Below are 13,597 nucleotides of genomic sequence, written 5' to 3'. Positions count from 1 at the left end.
TGAACCATCCCTGCGTCTCGCGCAATTGCGAATTGGGAGCCATGTGTTGTTTGCGAAAGCCGGTTTTACCGGCCTTCGCGCCACCAGAGTGCCGAGAAGGCAAGGAGGAGGGCGGCAAGGCCCGCAAACCCTGCAAAGAGCGGCAACGTATTCACGCCCTTCAGGACCGTCTCATCGGTCATGCGGATCAGCATGCGATCGTCATCGGTAACCCTGATATCCCCGCGCACCGGCAGGATATCGGGCAGTGCAACGCGGCCTGAATTATCGGCGACACGATGAATGCTGCCCTTGGTGGCATCCACCAGCGGCCGCAGGGTTTCGGTGGTGGAGATCATCGCCTTGAATTCCGGCGCGTCGACTGCACCGACATGGACGAGTGTGGTAAAATCACCGTTCTTGATTTCGAACAGGCCGGTTTCGTCCATTCGTCGCTCGATCTTGTAAAGACCGGGTTCTGTGCTGGTGAAGGCCATGTTTTCCGTCTTGCCGGACGGGAAGGTGACCGAGGCCTGGCCTGGATCGTCACCGATCGTCTGACGGGTGATTTCCAGCGTGCGGCCATTGGCGCGCGCTGTCAGCGCCTCTTCCTCGAGTTCCGGTTCCTTCATCAGCCAGTGCGCGATGCGCCGGTACAGTGCAACGTGCGGGCCGCCGCCTTCGAAACCGCGCGCCCAGAGCCAACCCTGGTCTGACAACAGCATCGCAACGCGGCCTTCACCCTGACGGTTGAGGACGAGAAGCGGATCTTGTCCGTCGCCGAGCATCACGGTCTGGCCCTGCGGCGGGTCGACGCTGATGGTGCGGAACCAGCGGCCCCAATGCGGTGGCTCTTCACCGGAACCATCCAGGCCTCGGGTGACGGGATGCTTCTTGCCGGCTTCTGAAAGGCGCGGATAGAAGGCAGACTGGTGCACTTGTCCGGTCGGCTGGGCTGGCAGTACGGAAGCAAGCGGCGTCATGGCAATCGAATCCTGCCCGGCATGTTCGGGACCTGCCGCGATCAGCAGAGCACCACCCTTTTCGACGTATTGGGCGATGTAGTCATAATAGAGGATCGGCAGCACGCCACGATGCTGGTAGCGATCGAAGATGATGAGATCGAAGTCCTCGATCTTTTCCACGAACAGTTCGCGGGTGGGGAAGGCGATCAGCGACAGTTCGTTGATCGGCGTACCATCCTGTTTCTCCGGTGGGCGGAGAATGGTGAAATGCACGAGATCGACGGAGGCGTCGGATTTGAGAAGATTGCGCCAGGCGCGTTCGCCTGCGTGAGGTTCTCCTGAAACGAGCAGCACACGCAGGTTCTGACGAATGCCTTCGATCAGATGAACGGCGCGGTTGTTGGCGGTTGTCACCTCGCCGGGAAGGCCTGCGACCGAGAACTCCATGACATTGTTGCCGCCGCGCGGTACCCGGAAGCTGAACGGCGTCGGCTGACCGGGCGTTGCCTGCAGCGTCGCGATTTTCTCACCGTTCATCTTCACCGTCACCTCGGCGGCGCCACCTTGCGAACGGCCGTCATCGAAGACGCGGAAGGTCAGCTGCTGTTCTTCGTTGACGATGCCGAAGCGGGGGGCGCGGACGATTTCGATACGGCGATCGAATTCATCGGCCTTACCGGTAATCAGACCATGTATCGGAGCGCGGAAGCCAAGTGCCTGCTCCGCATTCGGCGAGGCATTCGGAATATCGTGGATCTGTCCGTCGCTGAGGAAAATTGCGCCGCCGATGCGAGACGGCGATACGTCCGAGACGGCAGAAGAAAGAGCCGAGAAGAGCTGCGTCGCCGGGGCATCACTTTCGGCATCGTCACGCACTTCGACGATGCGGGGTTCAATGCGTGGAAAACGCGACAGGCGATCACGCAGGCTCGCAAGAGCCTGATCCGTCGTCTGTGGCCTGTCCTGCACGTCCTGGCTTTGCGAACGATCGACGATGACGGGAACGATGGTCGAGAGCGGCTCTCGTTCTTCGTTGGTCAGAAGCGGATTGGCGATGGCGAGCAAAAGAGCGGCGAGGGCCAGCCCGCGCAGCCATGCACCGCGAACACCACGCCACAGGCCGATAACGGCGAGCGCCAGCGCGGCAACAGCAAGAACGGCAATTACGATCCAGGGCAAGAAGGGGGCGAAGGTCAGGTTCATCTCATTGCCCCAGTCGTTCGAGTAGGGCCGGAACGTGAACCTGGTCAGCCTTGTAGTTGCCGGTCAGCATATACATCATGATGTTGACGCCGGAACGGAAGGCGTGTTCACGCTGCAGTTCGTCCGGTGGCACAGTCGGCAGAACGGGAGCACCTTGCTGATCAATCGCCCATGCGCCGGCGAAATCATTGCCTGTGATCATGATCGGCGTCACACCATCGCCCGATGAAGACAGGCCAGAGGTTGTCTTCGCAGCACCCTGGCGGGACTCGACCCAGAGCGGTGAGCCATTGTAGCGCCCCGGGAAATTGGTGAGCAGGTAGAAAGAACGCGTCAGAACATGGTCTTCCGGCACCGGCTCCAGCGGTGGAATATCGATATTGGCGAGAATGGCCTGCAGGCGTTCACCATTGGGCGTCGAATTGCCATTGTCGAGCGACGAGAACTGGTCGCGCGTATCAAACAAGACGGTTCCGCCCGCCCGCATATAAGCGTCGATCCGTGAAATGGCGGCGCTGGAGGGCATGGGGGCGGTCGCGGACACAGGCCAATAGATAATCGGATAGAAGGACAATTCGTCCTTTGAGATATCGAGGCCGACCGGTTGGCCGGGTTCCAGCGTCGTGCGCCAGGTCAGGAACTCGCTCAGACCCTGCAATCCCTGCTCCGAGATGCGATCCACATCATCCTCGCCAGTGCGGACATAGGCAAGGTGTGTCGTGTCCAGGCGTTCGAAGATCTGTTCGTCACCGGATTTGGGATCGTCAGCACGCACCTGTTGCGGCGAAAGGGTAGCGAAGCCTGATAAGGCAAGAAGCACGACGGCGGCGGCTGAGCCACGTGTCTTGGGGAAACGCGCGAAAGCGCCGTTCATGAAAAGCACGATCAGGCTGTCTGCCACCAGCATGAGAAAGGCGGCGATGAACAAGGCGGGGCGTAGCGATTTTGCCGTTTCTCCAACCAGTGCCTCAGTCGTCGATGCTCCCGCAGGGGTCGTGTTCATTGGACGAAGCGTTGCTCCGGCGGGAAGAAGATTGAGCGCCACGAAGCCGTCCTCCGTACCATAAAGGCCAGGTGGGTTGTCGAAACCTGTACGCGGTTGCTGTCCAGCGCGGATTTCAAGCGGGCGGGCAGAGCCGATTTCCGCCGACAATGCGCCCCCTGCCGTCAGCAGGCGATAGGGCGGCAAAGCTGCTGCAGGCGCATTGGCGGAGGCCGATGCGCCGCCTGCCTGTGATAGCTGGACGATGCGGCGAAGCATCTCGACGAAATGACCGGAGATGGGCAGGTCCGACCAGCTTGCTTCAGCGCTGACATGGAACAAAACGATGCGCCCGGCTTCGATATTGCGCGTCGTCACGAGCGGCGTGCCGTCGGCGAGGCTTGCCCATGTGCGTTCGGCAAGGTCAGGCGTCGGCTCTGCAAGAACCTGCCGTTTGACAAGGATACCGTCGGCTTTCGGCATGCCTGCAAAGGCGCCGAAATTGGGGAAATCGGCCAGCGGCTGCGGCTCGGCCCAGGAAAGCGCTCCGCCGAGCGCGCGTTCACCCTGACGAAGCGTCACGGGAACCAAAGGATCGTCTGCCGGGGCAGCGGCCAGACGCGGTCCCGCGAACCGGATCAGCGTGCCGCCGCCTGCAAGCCAGCGCTGCATCGGCTCGTAGGTTTCCTGCGGTAAACGACCGATGTCCGCCATAACGATCACGGACGGATTTGACTGCAGAATTTCCGGAATTGCCTGCGAGAGATCAGCTTGCCTTTGCGGGATCAAATCCGCATAGGGCTGGAGGGCGCGGCTGATATAATAGAGTGGCTGCAGGAGCGGTTGGAAGTCGTTGCCGGTTTCTCCAGCAAGCAGCGCAACACGGCGGCGACGGAAGCCGTCATCCAGGAGATGAGCCGAACCGGCGGTCGAGACACCCTCAAGGGAGAGGCGCGCAAAGTCGTTGCGCAGTTCGAAGGGCGCTTCTACGGTTGCCGTTGTCTCAGCATTTCCTGCGGCAAAATCTGCAATGCCGTTTGCGAGAATACGACCCTGGCTGTCCTGTGCATTGACAACCAGACGCTCCTGCGATGAGGCCTTGAGCCGCGAGACGATCACGCTCATTGCATCGGCATTGTTGGTCGCGGCAGTAATGGCCGTAACGTTATTGCCGTCACCTTCGACAAAACGAAACTCGGCGGGTGAGAGGCTAGCAAATGTTGCAAGTGCCGTTTCGTCCTGTGGTGTCGCCACACCGTCGGCGATGTAGACAAGTGTGCCTGGCGTCGTGCCATTCAGCGCCTCGGTCACGGCCTCGGCTGTCCGCGTGCGATCCGGTACCAAAGGTTTCGGCCTTGCTGCCGCAAGTTTCTCCAGCGCAACAGCCGTCGTTGAGGGGACGGCATCATGGTCTGCGTCCGCGGTGAAGCTGATCGACACCGGCCGTTCGGCCCGTTCCGCATCGCCAATCAAGGCTTTTGCGGTTTCGACACGGCGATCCCAATCCGGCGCCGCCGCCCAACTGTTGTCGACGACCATCACCAGAGGTCCTGTGCCCGCCAGCGTATTGTTGCGCGGGTTCATCACGGGATCGGCCAGCGCCAGAATAACAGCCGCGGCCAAAGCCATGCGCAGCAGCGTCAGCCACCACGGACTTTTCGAGGGCGTTTCTTCCCGCTTCAGCACGGTGGCGAGGATTTTCAACGGCGGAAAGATTTCCGCCTTCGGACGTGGCGGAGTGAGCCGCAACAACCACCATATGGCTGGCAGCGCCAGAAGACCGAAGAGAATGTAGGGACTGGAAAAAACGAACGGCAGAAAGCTCATCGACGACCACCGCCTTCCGCCGGAGATCCGGACAGATACATATGGACGGCGACAAGCGCTTCGGAGGCGAGATGGTCAGTGCGGTGGAAGACGAAGTTCCAGCCGAGACGACGCAGCGATGACGACAAGGCTTCGCGGCGGGCGAGGTACGCTCGGGTGTAGTCCTCACGGATCGTTTCGGCCCGGCCGGATACGAGTTTCTCTCCCGTTTCCGGGTCCGTAAATTCTGTACGGCCGGAATAGGGGAACATCTCCTCTGCAGGATCGGCGATTTCTACGACGTGGCCGCGAAGGCTTCGGCGCGCCAGCGGCGAGATGCGTTCCATGACGCTTGCCGCATCATCGAGAAAATCACCGATCAGAACGATATCGCTGGCGCCACGGATCATGCCTGTTTCAGGCAGACCATTCGTCACCGGTGCATGCATGATGGCGGTGGCGAGGCGCTCCGCTGCGTTTCTGGCCGAAACCGGCTCCATGATGCCGGGACACCCGATGCGCTCTCCCGATCTGGCGAGAATTTCCGCCAGCGCCAGCATCAGAACCAGCGCGCGGCTTTCCTTGGAGACAGTGCCGAGCGTTGATTTATACATCATCGACGGTGACATATCGGCCCAGAGCCAGATGGTATGCGCCGCTTCCCACTCCCGCTCGCGCACATAGGTATGATCGTCGCGGGCTGAACGCCGCCAGTCGATCCGCGACAGGCTTTCACCTTCCGCGTAGGGCCGGAATTGCCAGAAATTCTCACCGACACCGCGTTTGCGGCGTCCGTGCCAGCCAGCGATGACGGTATTCGCGATACGCCGCGCTTCCACCATGCAATCGGGAACAAGGGCTGCGCGTTGCTGGGCGCGCGCCAATACCTCGGCTCCGGGTGTCTGCTTTACGATCTGGCCGATGGACGCCACATGCGCTCCTTTTTAACAATCCGGCGTTTTTAGTCCCTTGCCTGCTCTACCAGTGCAGCGATCACATCACGGACCGACATACCCTCTGCGCGGGCCGCGAATGTCAGTGCCATACGATGCTCCAGCACAGGTTCAGCCAGCGCGTAGATATCATCGAGCGACGGCGCCAGCCTGCCTTCGTAGAGTGCCCGGGCACGGGCCGTCAGCATGAGAGACTGTCCGGCACGCGGACCCGGTCCCCATGCAACGTTCTTGTCGGTCAATTTGTTGCCATGCCCTGGACGCGCGGACCGAACCAACGACAAAATGGCATCCACAACCTTGTCACTGACAGGCATCTGCCGGATGAGTGTCTGAATATCCATCAGCCGTTCCGCATCGATCATGCGGCGGGCTTCTCCGGAAGCCATGCCGGTGGTGTCGAGAAGAATCTGGCGCTCTGCGGCAAGATCTGGATAGTCGACATCGACCTGCAGCAGAAAGCGGTCAAGCTGGGCTTCCGGCAGCGGATAGGTACCTTCCTGCTCCAGAGGGTTCTGGGTGGCAAGAACGTGGAAGGGCTTGGGCAGGTCGTAATGCTGGCCGGCAACCGTGATGTGGTATTCCTGCATGGACTGCAGCAGCGCCGATTGCGTGCGCGGGCTGGCACGGTTGATTTCGTCGGCCATCAGAAGCTGGGCAAAGACCGGCCCCTTGATGAAGCGGAAAGAGCGGCGGCCGTTTTCGTCCTGATCCATCACTTCAGAGCCGAGAATATCGGATGGCATAAGGTCAGGCGTGAACTGGATGCGGTTCGCATCAAGGCCAAGAACGGTGCCGAGCGTGGTGACGAGTTTTGTCTTGGCGAGACCGGGAACGCCGACGAGCAGGGCGTGTCCGCCTGAAAGAATGGCAAGAAGCGTATTCTGGACCACTTTTTCCTGACCGAAGATGACTTTGGACACCTCCGCTCGGATCGCAGCTATATCGGACAACGCCTTTTCGGCGGCAGCGACGATGGCTTTCTCGTCGAGGGTTTCGCCGGTATTCATCACGCCCATGTCGTTCTCCTCAAAACCTTCGCTCCGGCACGGATTTCGCACTGCATATAGCTTATTGCTCTCTTGCCCGCTGACAAGCACCATCAGAATGACTATCTCGTGACTTACACAGCCTAATGTTTCCTTATCGGCAAAGCGAGACTCGAATATGGCACTGGAAACAATTCATTCGGCGGGCGATGCAGCGGGGCTGGCGGCCATGATTTCCCGCGCTGCGGAGCAGACAGGTGACGCCAAGCGTGGGCCTGCGCCGGTCGAACGCTGGAACCCGCCGTTTTGCGGGAATATCGACATGGAAATCCGTGCCGACGGGACATGGTTTTACATGGGAACGCCGATCGGACGAGCGCCGTTGGTGCGGTTATTTTCGACCGTTTTGCGCAAGGATGAGGACGGTCAGACCTATCTCGTAACACCTGTGGAAAAAGTCGCCATCAAGGTGGCCGACGCACCGTTCATAGCGGTCGAGATGATTGTGACTGAAAAGGAGGGTGAGCCACGCCTGACGTTTCGCACCAATGTAGGCGACGTGGTGGAGATCGGCGAGGACCATCCGCTGCGATTTGAAATCGCTGGCGAAAACAACGAGCTTAAGCCGTATATTCTGGTGCGCGGAAGGCTCGAAGCACTGGTGTCGCGTGCGGTGATGTATGATCTGGTCGCATGCGGCGAGATTGTGGATATGGATGGTCGCGCCATGTTTGCGGTCCGTTCGAGCAAAAGCGTTTTTGCCGTGATGCCGGCAGATGAACTGGAAGCACTTTCGCAATGACTTTGAAGATGTTGGACTTTTCGGCAAACGATTTCCGTCGGCGCGTGCTGCGGGACGGTGAGGGTGTCGCCGAACAGGAACTTGGCGACCATGTGCTTAATCCGGGTGTCGTTCTCTCGGGAAACGGCATCCGGCTGAAGGATGCTGCCGTTCTCGTGCCCGTGGTTGATGAAGGTGATGATGCGCGGGTGATCTTTACCCAGCGGACGGCAACCCTGCGCAAGCACTCCGGTCAGATTTCATTTCCGGGCGGCGGTATCGACGCCGAAGACCGCACGCCGGAAGATGCTGCGTTGCGTGAGGCCGAAGAGGAGATCGGTTTGGCGCGATCCTACGTGGAAACCGTTGGACGTCTGCCAGACTATATTACCGGGACGGGCTTTCGCATCAAACCGGTGCTCGCCGTCATCCAGCCAGGTTTTCACCTGACGCTTAACCCGGACGAGGTGGACGATGTCTTTGAAGTGCCGATGTCCTTTTTAATGGACCCGGAAAATCATGCGCGCGGAAGCCGGATGTTTCAGGGGAAGGAGCGGTTTTTCTACGAAATGCCCTATGGCGAACGTTATATTTGGGGCATTACCGCGGGCATCGTACGAACAATCTACGAAAGGTTTTATGCATGAGCAGCGTCGCCGGGCGAGACTGGTTTCAGAGACCGGCATTGGAGCGCATCTTTGCGCTTTTGAATGCGGACGGAGGCGAAGTGCGTGTTGTCGGCGGTGCGGTACGCAACGCCTTGATGGGATTGCCGGTTGGCGACGTCGATATGGCGACGACATTGACGCCGGATGTGGTGGTTGCTCGTGCGAAGGCTGCGGGTATCAAGGCGGTCCCGACCGGTATCGAGCATGGTACCGTCACGCTTGTGATCGACGGTGAAGGCTTCGAAATCACCACGTTGCGCCGCGATGTCGAAACCAATGGCCGGCATGCGCAGGTTGCGTTTGGCACTGATTGGCAGGCTGATGCAGAACGACGTGATCTGACGATCAACGCCCTTTATGCCGACCACAGCGGAGCGGTGATCGATCTGATCGGCGGTCTTGCTGATATCGAGACGGGAACAGTCCGGTTTATTGGCGATGCGGCGACGCGGATCGCTGAAGACTATCTGCGCATCCTGCGCTTTTTCCGCTTCTTTGCGCATTACGGGTCCGGCCGTCCCGATGCCGATGGGCTCAGAGCCAGCGCGCGCGCCAAGGACAAGCTGCAGACGCTCTCCGCAGAGCGGGTCTGGAGTGAAATCAAGAAGCTGCTGTCGGCGACCGATCCGTCGCGGGCGCTTTTGTGGATGCGCCAGTCCGGTGTGTTGGCGGAAGTGCTGCCGGAAACGGAAAAATGGGGCATCGATGCCATTCATGGCCTTGTGGCTACGGAACAAGCGCTTAACTGGACGCCTGTTCCATTGCTGCGGCTTGCCGCCATTGTACCGCCGGATGTTGAAAGGCTGGCTGCGCTCGCCAGTCGTTTGCGGCTCTCAAAAGCCGAAGCCGCATTCCTCAATCATTGGGCCAGTGCGCCTGCAGCCGATCCCGATATGAAGGAGACGGCCCTTGACCGTCTGCTTTACCGTCAAGGTGTCGATGGCGTGAAAGCTCGGCTCAAGCTGGCGCTCGCGTCAGCCCGTGCCGATCTGTCCGCAAGCGAGACCGCTATGCAGAAGGTCGCGCGTCTTTCGACGCTGCTTGCGCGTGCAGAAAAATTCCAGAAGCCGAATTTTCCATTGAGCGGCGCGGACGTGATGGCAGCGGGCATTGCTGCGGGTCCCAAAGTCGGAGAAGTGCTGAAAAGCCTCGAGAACAAATGGATCGAGGTCAATTTCTCTCTCGACCGGTCGGCGCTTACCGCTCGGCTGAAGGATATGGTCGAGAACTGACGTTAAAAAGAAATCGTGCCGCGATCTTCGGATTGCGGCACGATTGGACTGTGTTGACGTGTTTTGGCTGAGGTCGTTTCCGACTGCGCCAAATCAAGCCGCGTTGGCTTCGTTGCGAATGCGCGCCTTGATGTTTTCGATCATGTTTTCGCGGATCACTGTTTCGCCATGAGCCGTTTTCATGTGCTCTACCGTGCGACGAACCACTTCCGCATCGTCTTCTGCGCGCGTGTGCCAGCCGCAGCCGGGAACAAGCGTTCCGCATTCAAACAACCGCATGGTCGTACCTCCCTGTAATGACCAGGGACAACGCGTGCACTGCCAGGAGCTTCGTTGTCCCTGTGGAGCATCTCGTTGGAAACGCTCCACTTGCCTGCGTAACCATCCCGTCAGGAACACCTCTGTTTTCTGTGCGGCATGGTATGACTGAAACGAACTTTTCCCGGTTCGGTTCCGGGTTCCCGCCGAGAGCCGGCTTTATTCAGGCATCGCCCAGCACTGGAACACGGATGATGTGCTGGCGGCCGGAACCTTCGCGAGAGACGGCTCGTCGTTGGCGACCTGGTTTGTGACGCGCTCTCTGGCGAGGGTGCGTTTCACCTGATCAACATAGAACGAAATCGGCAGCTCACGGTCGCCGCTGGCGCGCATTTCTGCGGCTAGGCGTTCGATCAGTTCCGAAGTTTCAATGGAATTTTGCTCTTCCTTGCGGGAAGAGGACATAGGCATGCTGTTCGAAGTAATCATGACGATAGCTCCTCCAGTACGTCTGCGAGGAGGAGACTAACACTGCCTTTATATTTCCATAAGTCCTAATTTACGGTTTTTTTCGTCGCAGAGCTGACAAGCGTCAAAATTTCGTGAGCTTTTTACGGCCACCGCACGACAGGCGGGAGAGACGAAAGAATCGATTCCACATTGCCACCGGTCTTGAGGCCGAAAATCGTGCCGCGGTCGTAGAGAAGGTTGAATTCGACGTAGCGCCCACGGCGAATCAACTGCTCATCACGGTCCGTTTCCGTCCACGGTTGGTTGAAGTTGGCGCGAACGATTTTCGGATAAACCAGATTGAAGGCGCGGCCGACATCCTGCACGAAAGCGAAATTGGCGTTCCAGTCGCCTTTGTCTTCATCCGGGTGCAGCCAGTCGAAAAATATGCCGCCAATGCCGCGCGCTTCATTGCGATGAGGCAAGAAGAAGTACTCGTCGCACCAGGTCTTGTAGCGCGGATAATCGGCGACCGCGTGACGGTTGCAGGTTATCTCGAAGGCGCGGTGGAAAAGTTGGCTGTCCGCGTCGTCCTGGGTGCGTCTACGGTTCAGAACAGGCGTCAGGTCGGCGCCGCCGCCAAACCAATGGCTGGAGGTCACGACCATACGGGTGTTCATGTGAACGGCTGGAACGTTTGGATTGACGGGGTGAGCGATCAAGGAAATGCCGGAGGCCCAGAAGCGTGGATCTTCCTCGGCGCCCGGTATCTGCTTGCGGAACTCGGGAGAAAATTCCCCGTAGACGGTTGAGGTGTGAACGCCGACTTTCTCGAAGACGCGGCCGTTCATCATCGACATGATGCCGCCACCGCCGGCGCCGTTGTCGCGCAACCACTGCTTCTGGACGAAACGTCCCGGTTCCTGATCGGACAGCGGGCCGGACAGATCGTCTTCCAGCGTCTCGAAAGATGTGATGATGGTGTCGCGCAGGTGTTGGAACCATGCCTGGGCAGCGGCCTTCTTTTCCTCGATGTCTTCGGGCAAACCCTTCGGCAAAGATGGCCGTTCCATGTCCATTCTCCTGTCATGGTGGTCGGTTATTCAAACAAGCTGCGTCTACAGCATAGGTGCGGAAATCGGAATCGATTTCTGCAACGCGGATACGCAGATTATGTCGGTGCTTCACTTGCACGCCAAAGAGGGAGCTCAATGCTCTTGCTGGGCGGGCCAAGCAAACCTCGACTCGTAAAGTCACTTTGCTTGCACTATCTTGCTGAGTGAAGGTGCCACAGGTGAATGTCATGACGAAATTTACCGGACCGCCCCTCGATGGGCTGAAGCGCAGGATTGCCAACCACCGCAAGGAGAAGGCAAGCGAAAGTCTCGATACGGCGAAGAACGGCATGTTCGTTCGTCAGACCTTCTGTCTCGGACGCGAAGAGGCCCGTGCCAAGGCGCGAGAATGGTTTGAAGCGTTTCCGAAAGCGGCTTACTGGACAGAAGTCGAAAGCTGGCGGCAGCTTGAAGGTGATCGCATCGAGTTCACCATGAGACGCCTTCCTTCCGCCGATTGACATCAGGCGTGCGGCTCGGCGTGACGCAGGCGGCTTTCGATCAGAACACCACTTTCATCCAGAATGGGATGGGCAACCGAAACGATATGGGCGTTGATCCGCTTCAGGTCGCGCAGCATATCGAGATGGAGTGAGCTGGTCTGCATGCTCTCCGCCAGACCGTCGCGCAGCCGCTCAAGATGGCGGGCAGAGGACCGCTTTTCGAGATGACGGATATCCACCTTGCTTTCCATCAGGCGGCGCGCAAGATCAAAGTCACCTGTGACCAGAATGCTCTGCGCTGAACGAAGGTTCTCGATTGTCATGTCGAACAGGGTTTTCAATTCTCCATAGCCGTCTTCAGAGAATTTAAAGCCGTTCAGAACTTTCTTGCGGATCTGCTCGCACAGGCCTTTTTCGATGATGTCGCCGATATGTTCGAGATTGATCGCATAGTCGATGATGGCGATCGATCGACGTGCATCATCAGCGTCCAATCCCTTTCGACCAAGCTTGGAAAGATAGACTTTCACCGCCTGCTGTAGGGTGTCGACCCGTTTTTCCAGAGCTGAAATTTCCTTGAGCGGGTCCAGATCATTGTGTTTGAACGCATTTTCCGCACGGATGAGCATGCGTTCGATGGTATCTCCAACGCCGAGAACTTCACGTGTTGCATTCGCGAGCGCCACGACCGGCGTTTCCAGTGCCTGTTCGTCAAGGAAGCTTGGACCGTCATCGTTTCTCGCGTCATCGGGCACCATTTTGGCCATCAGGTCGGAAATGACGCTGGAAAAGGGCCATGCCAATGCAGCCAGCATGACGTTGAAAATCAGGTGAGCATCAACAGGCAGTTTCGCTGGCGACAGCGGCAACGTCTGCAACAACGTTGCGCCATAGGACGCCAAGGGCAGGGCGACAATGCAGCCGATGGTGCGCACGACAAGATTGCCGATGGTGATGCGCCTTGCCGAGGCCGGGCCGGAGAGGGTGGCAATGACCGGAGGTATGGCGCCGCCGAGATTTGCGCCGAGGATGAGGACGATAATGAGGCCGGTCGATAGGGTTCCCGTCGCTGCAAGCGAAAGAATAAGCACGACAACCGCAAGGCTGGAGGAGGACGCGAAAGCTAAGACTGCAGAAAAGATCAGTGCCACAGGCCATGCGCCATCGAGAAGGCTGATAAAGACGGCGAGTGCTGGTGAGGCGCGCATCGGCTCAGTAGCGCCACTTAACAGATGAAGTGACAGAAGCATCAGGCCGATGCCAATGACTGCCGTGCCTCCGCCCTGACGAGCGTTTGAACTGCCTTTTTTGAGGATGATGCCGGTCAGAATCAGCAAAGGCGAAAGCCATTCGACGCCTGCGGAGACAATCCAAGCCGTCACGGCTGTTCCAACATTGGCGCCCAGGAGCACAATCTGCGCCATGCGCGGGCGAATAAGGTCGCGCTCGGCGAAGGAGGCGACGGTCAATGCGGTTGCCGTAGAGCTTTGCAATGCGACGGTCGCCAGAAATCCCGAAAAAAACGAGCGTGGTCCGTTCTGGGTACCAGTCGACAGCACGCTTCTCAGCTTCATGCCAAAGGCGCGCGTAACGCCATCCTTGACCTGAGCCAGGCCGAAAAGCAGCAGCGCAACTGCGCCGAGAAGGTTGATGATGACAATTGTGGACTGCATTCAACGTCTCCTCGCATCCGCCATTGTTCTCTTGGCGAAGGCGAATTTTATTGTCCGGCTAAGGAGTATAGCGCCGTAAATGTCTGAAAAACAGGTCGGG

12 protein-coding genes are annotated in these 13,597 nt (G+C 58.7%); 4 read left to right on the top strand and 8 right to left on the bottom strand.

Annotated elements, in window-relative coordinates; all coding sequences use genetic code 11:
- Positions 1-65 precede the first annotated feature (65 nt).
- The 4 genes from FY156_12120 to FY156_12105 are packed head-to-tail and all read right to left on the bottom strand — an operon-like array spanning position 66 to position 6,907.
- Positions 66-2,147, bottom strand: a complete 2,082-nt coding sequence (locus FY156_12120) for a hypothetical protein (protein UXS02155.1) — start codon at positions 2,145-2,147, stop codon at positions 66-68.
- Between the two features lies 1 nt (position 2,148).
- On the bottom strand, positions 2,149-4,956 hold the full coding sequence (locus FY156_12115) for a DUF4159 domain-containing protein (GenBank protein ID UXS02154.1): 2,808 nt from the start codon (positions 4,954-4,956) through the stop codon (positions 2,149-2,151).
- Positions 4,953-5,867 (bottom strand): DUF58 domain-containing protein, encoded by a 915-nt coding sequence (locus FY156_12110; GenBank protein ID UXS02153.1) that lies wholly within the window; start codon positions 5,865-5,867, stop codon positions 4,953-4,955. The genes FY156_12115 and FY156_12110 overlap by 4 nt, the downstream gene beginning before the upstream one ends.
- A gap of 29 nt (positions 5,868-5,896) precedes the next feature.
- On the bottom strand, positions 5,897-6,907 hold the full coding sequence (locus FY156_12105) for a MoxR family ATPase (GenBank protein ID UXS02152.1): 1,011 nt from the start codon (positions 6,905-6,907) through the stop codon (positions 5,897-5,899).
- Positions 6,908-7,055: 148 nt separating this feature from the next.
- Here FY156_12105 and FY156_12100 point away from each other — a divergent pair, with 148 nt between their 5' ends.
- Genes FY156_12100 through FY156_12090 form a run of 3 tightly spaced genes read left to right on the top strand, consistent with a single transcriptional unit; the run spans position 7,056 to position 9,558 of the window.
- Positions 7,056-7,679, top strand: coding sequence for a DUF1285 domain-containing protein (locus FY156_12100; GenBank protein UXS02151.1), 624 nt, complete (start codon positions 7,056-7,058; stop codon positions 7,677-7,679).
- Positions 7,676-8,305, top strand: a complete 630-nt coding sequence (locus FY156_12095) for a CoA pyrophosphatase (protein UXS02150.1) — start codon at positions 7,676-7,678, stop codon at positions 8,303-8,305. Before FY156_12100 ends, FY156_12095 begins: the two co-directional genes overlap by 4 nt.
- Positions 8,302-9,558 (top strand): CCA tRNA nucleotidyltransferase, encoded by a 1,257-nt coding sequence (locus FY156_12090; protein ID UXS02149.1) that lies wholly within the window; start codon positions 8,302-8,304, stop codon positions 9,556-9,558. Before FY156_12095 ends, FY156_12090 begins: the two co-directional genes overlap by 4 nt.
- A gap of 93 nt (positions 9,559-9,651) precedes the next feature.
- Here FY156_12090 and FY156_12085 read toward each other — a convergent pair whose 3' ends face one another.
- The 3 genes from FY156_12085 to hemF all read right to left on the bottom strand — a co-directional run bounded on the left by FY156_12085 (position 9,652) and on the right by hemF (position 11,339).
- Positions 9,652-9,837: a DUF1059 domain-containing protein gene (locus tag FY156_12085; GenBank protein ID UXS02148.1), complete on the bottom strand. Its 186-nt coding sequence runs from the start codon at positions 9,835-9,837 to the stop codon at positions 9,652-9,654.
- A 198-nt stretch (positions 9,838-10,035) separates the two neighbouring features.
- Positions 10,036-10,305, bottom strand: a complete 270-nt coding sequence (locus tag FY156_12080) for a hypothetical protein (protein ID UXS02147.1) — start codon at positions 10,303-10,305, stop codon at positions 10,036-10,038.
- Between the two features lie 122 nt (positions 10,306-10,427).
- On the bottom strand, positions 10,428-11,339 hold the full coding sequence (hemF, locus tag FY156_12075) for an oxygen-dependent coproporphyrinogen oxidase (protein ID UXS02146.1): 912 nt from the start codon (positions 11,337-11,339) through the stop codon (positions 10,428-10,430).
- Positions 11,340-11,569: 230 nt separating this feature from the next.
- Here hemF and FY156_12070 point away from each other — a divergent pair, with 230 nt between their 5' ends.
- Positions 11,570-11,842, top strand: a complete 273-nt coding sequence (locus FY156_12070; GenBank protein ID UXS02145.1) for a hypothetical protein — start codon at positions 11,570-11,572, stop codon at positions 11,840-11,842.
- A gap of 2 nt (positions 11,843-11,844) precedes the next feature.
- On the opposite strand, the gene FY156_12065 is transcribed toward FY156_12070, so the two are convergent.
- Positions 11,845-13,497, bottom strand: a complete 1,653-nt coding sequence (locus FY156_12065) for a Na/Pi cotransporter family protein (protein UXS02144.1) — start codon at positions 13,495-13,497, stop codon at positions 11,845-11,847.
- Positions 13,498-13,597: the final 100 nt, after the last annotated feature.

The sequence above is a fragment of the Agrobacterium tumefaciens genome (assembly GCA_025559845.1).
Taxonomy (GTDB): domain Bacteria; phylum Pseudomonadota; class Alphaproteobacteria; order Rhizobiales; family Rhizobiaceae; genus Agrobacterium.
Note: the sequence above shows the minus strand (reverse complement) of the source record. Positions and strands in the feature narration are given on the sequence as shown.

Excerpts from the sequence above, each read along its gene's own strand:
- FY156_12120 (UXS02155.1), bottom strand. The coding sequence starts at position 2,147 with ATGAACCTGACCTTCGCCCCCTTCTTGCCCTGGATCGTAATTGCCGTT.
- FY156_12115 (UXS02154.1), bottom strand. The coding sequence starts at position 4,956 with ATGAGCTTTCTGCCGTTCGTTTTTTCCAGTCCCTACATTCTCTTCGGT.
- FY156_12105 (UXS02152.1), bottom strand. The coding sequence starts at position 6,907 with ATGGGCGTGATGAATACCGGCGAAACCCTCGACGAGAAAGCCATCGTC.
- FY156_12100 (UXS02151.1), top strand. The coding sequence starts at position 7,056 with ATGGCACTGGAAACAATTCATTCGGCGGGCGATGCAGCGGGGCTGGCG.
- FY156_12095 (UXS02150.1), top strand. The coding sequence starts at position 7,676 with ATGACTTTGAAGATGTTGGACTTTTCGGCAAACGATTTCCGTCGGCGC.
- FY156_12090 (UXS02149.1), top strand. The coding sequence starts at position 8,302 with ATGAGCAGCGTCGCCGGGCGAGACTGGTTTCAGAGACCGGCATTGGAG.
- FY156_12085 (UXS02148.1), bottom strand. The coding sequence starts at position 9,837 with ATGCGGTTGTTTGAATGCGGAACGCTTGTTCCCGGCTGCGGCTGGCAC.
- FY156_12080 (UXS02147.1), bottom strand. The coding sequence starts at position 10,305 with ATGATTACTTCGAACAGCATGCCTATGTCCTCTTCCCGCAAGGAAGAG.
- hemF (UXS02146.1), bottom strand. The coding sequence starts at position 11,339 with ATGGAACGGCCATCTTTGCCGAAGGGTTTGCCCGAAGACATCGAGGAA.
- FY156_12070 (UXS02145.1), top strand. The coding sequence starts at position 11,570 with ATGACGAAATTTACCGGACCGCCCCTCGATGGGCTGAAGCGCAGGATT.
- FY156_12065 (UXS02144.1), bottom strand. The coding sequence starts at position 13,497 with ATGCAGTCCACAATTGTCATCATCAACCTTCTCGGCGCAGTTGCGCTG.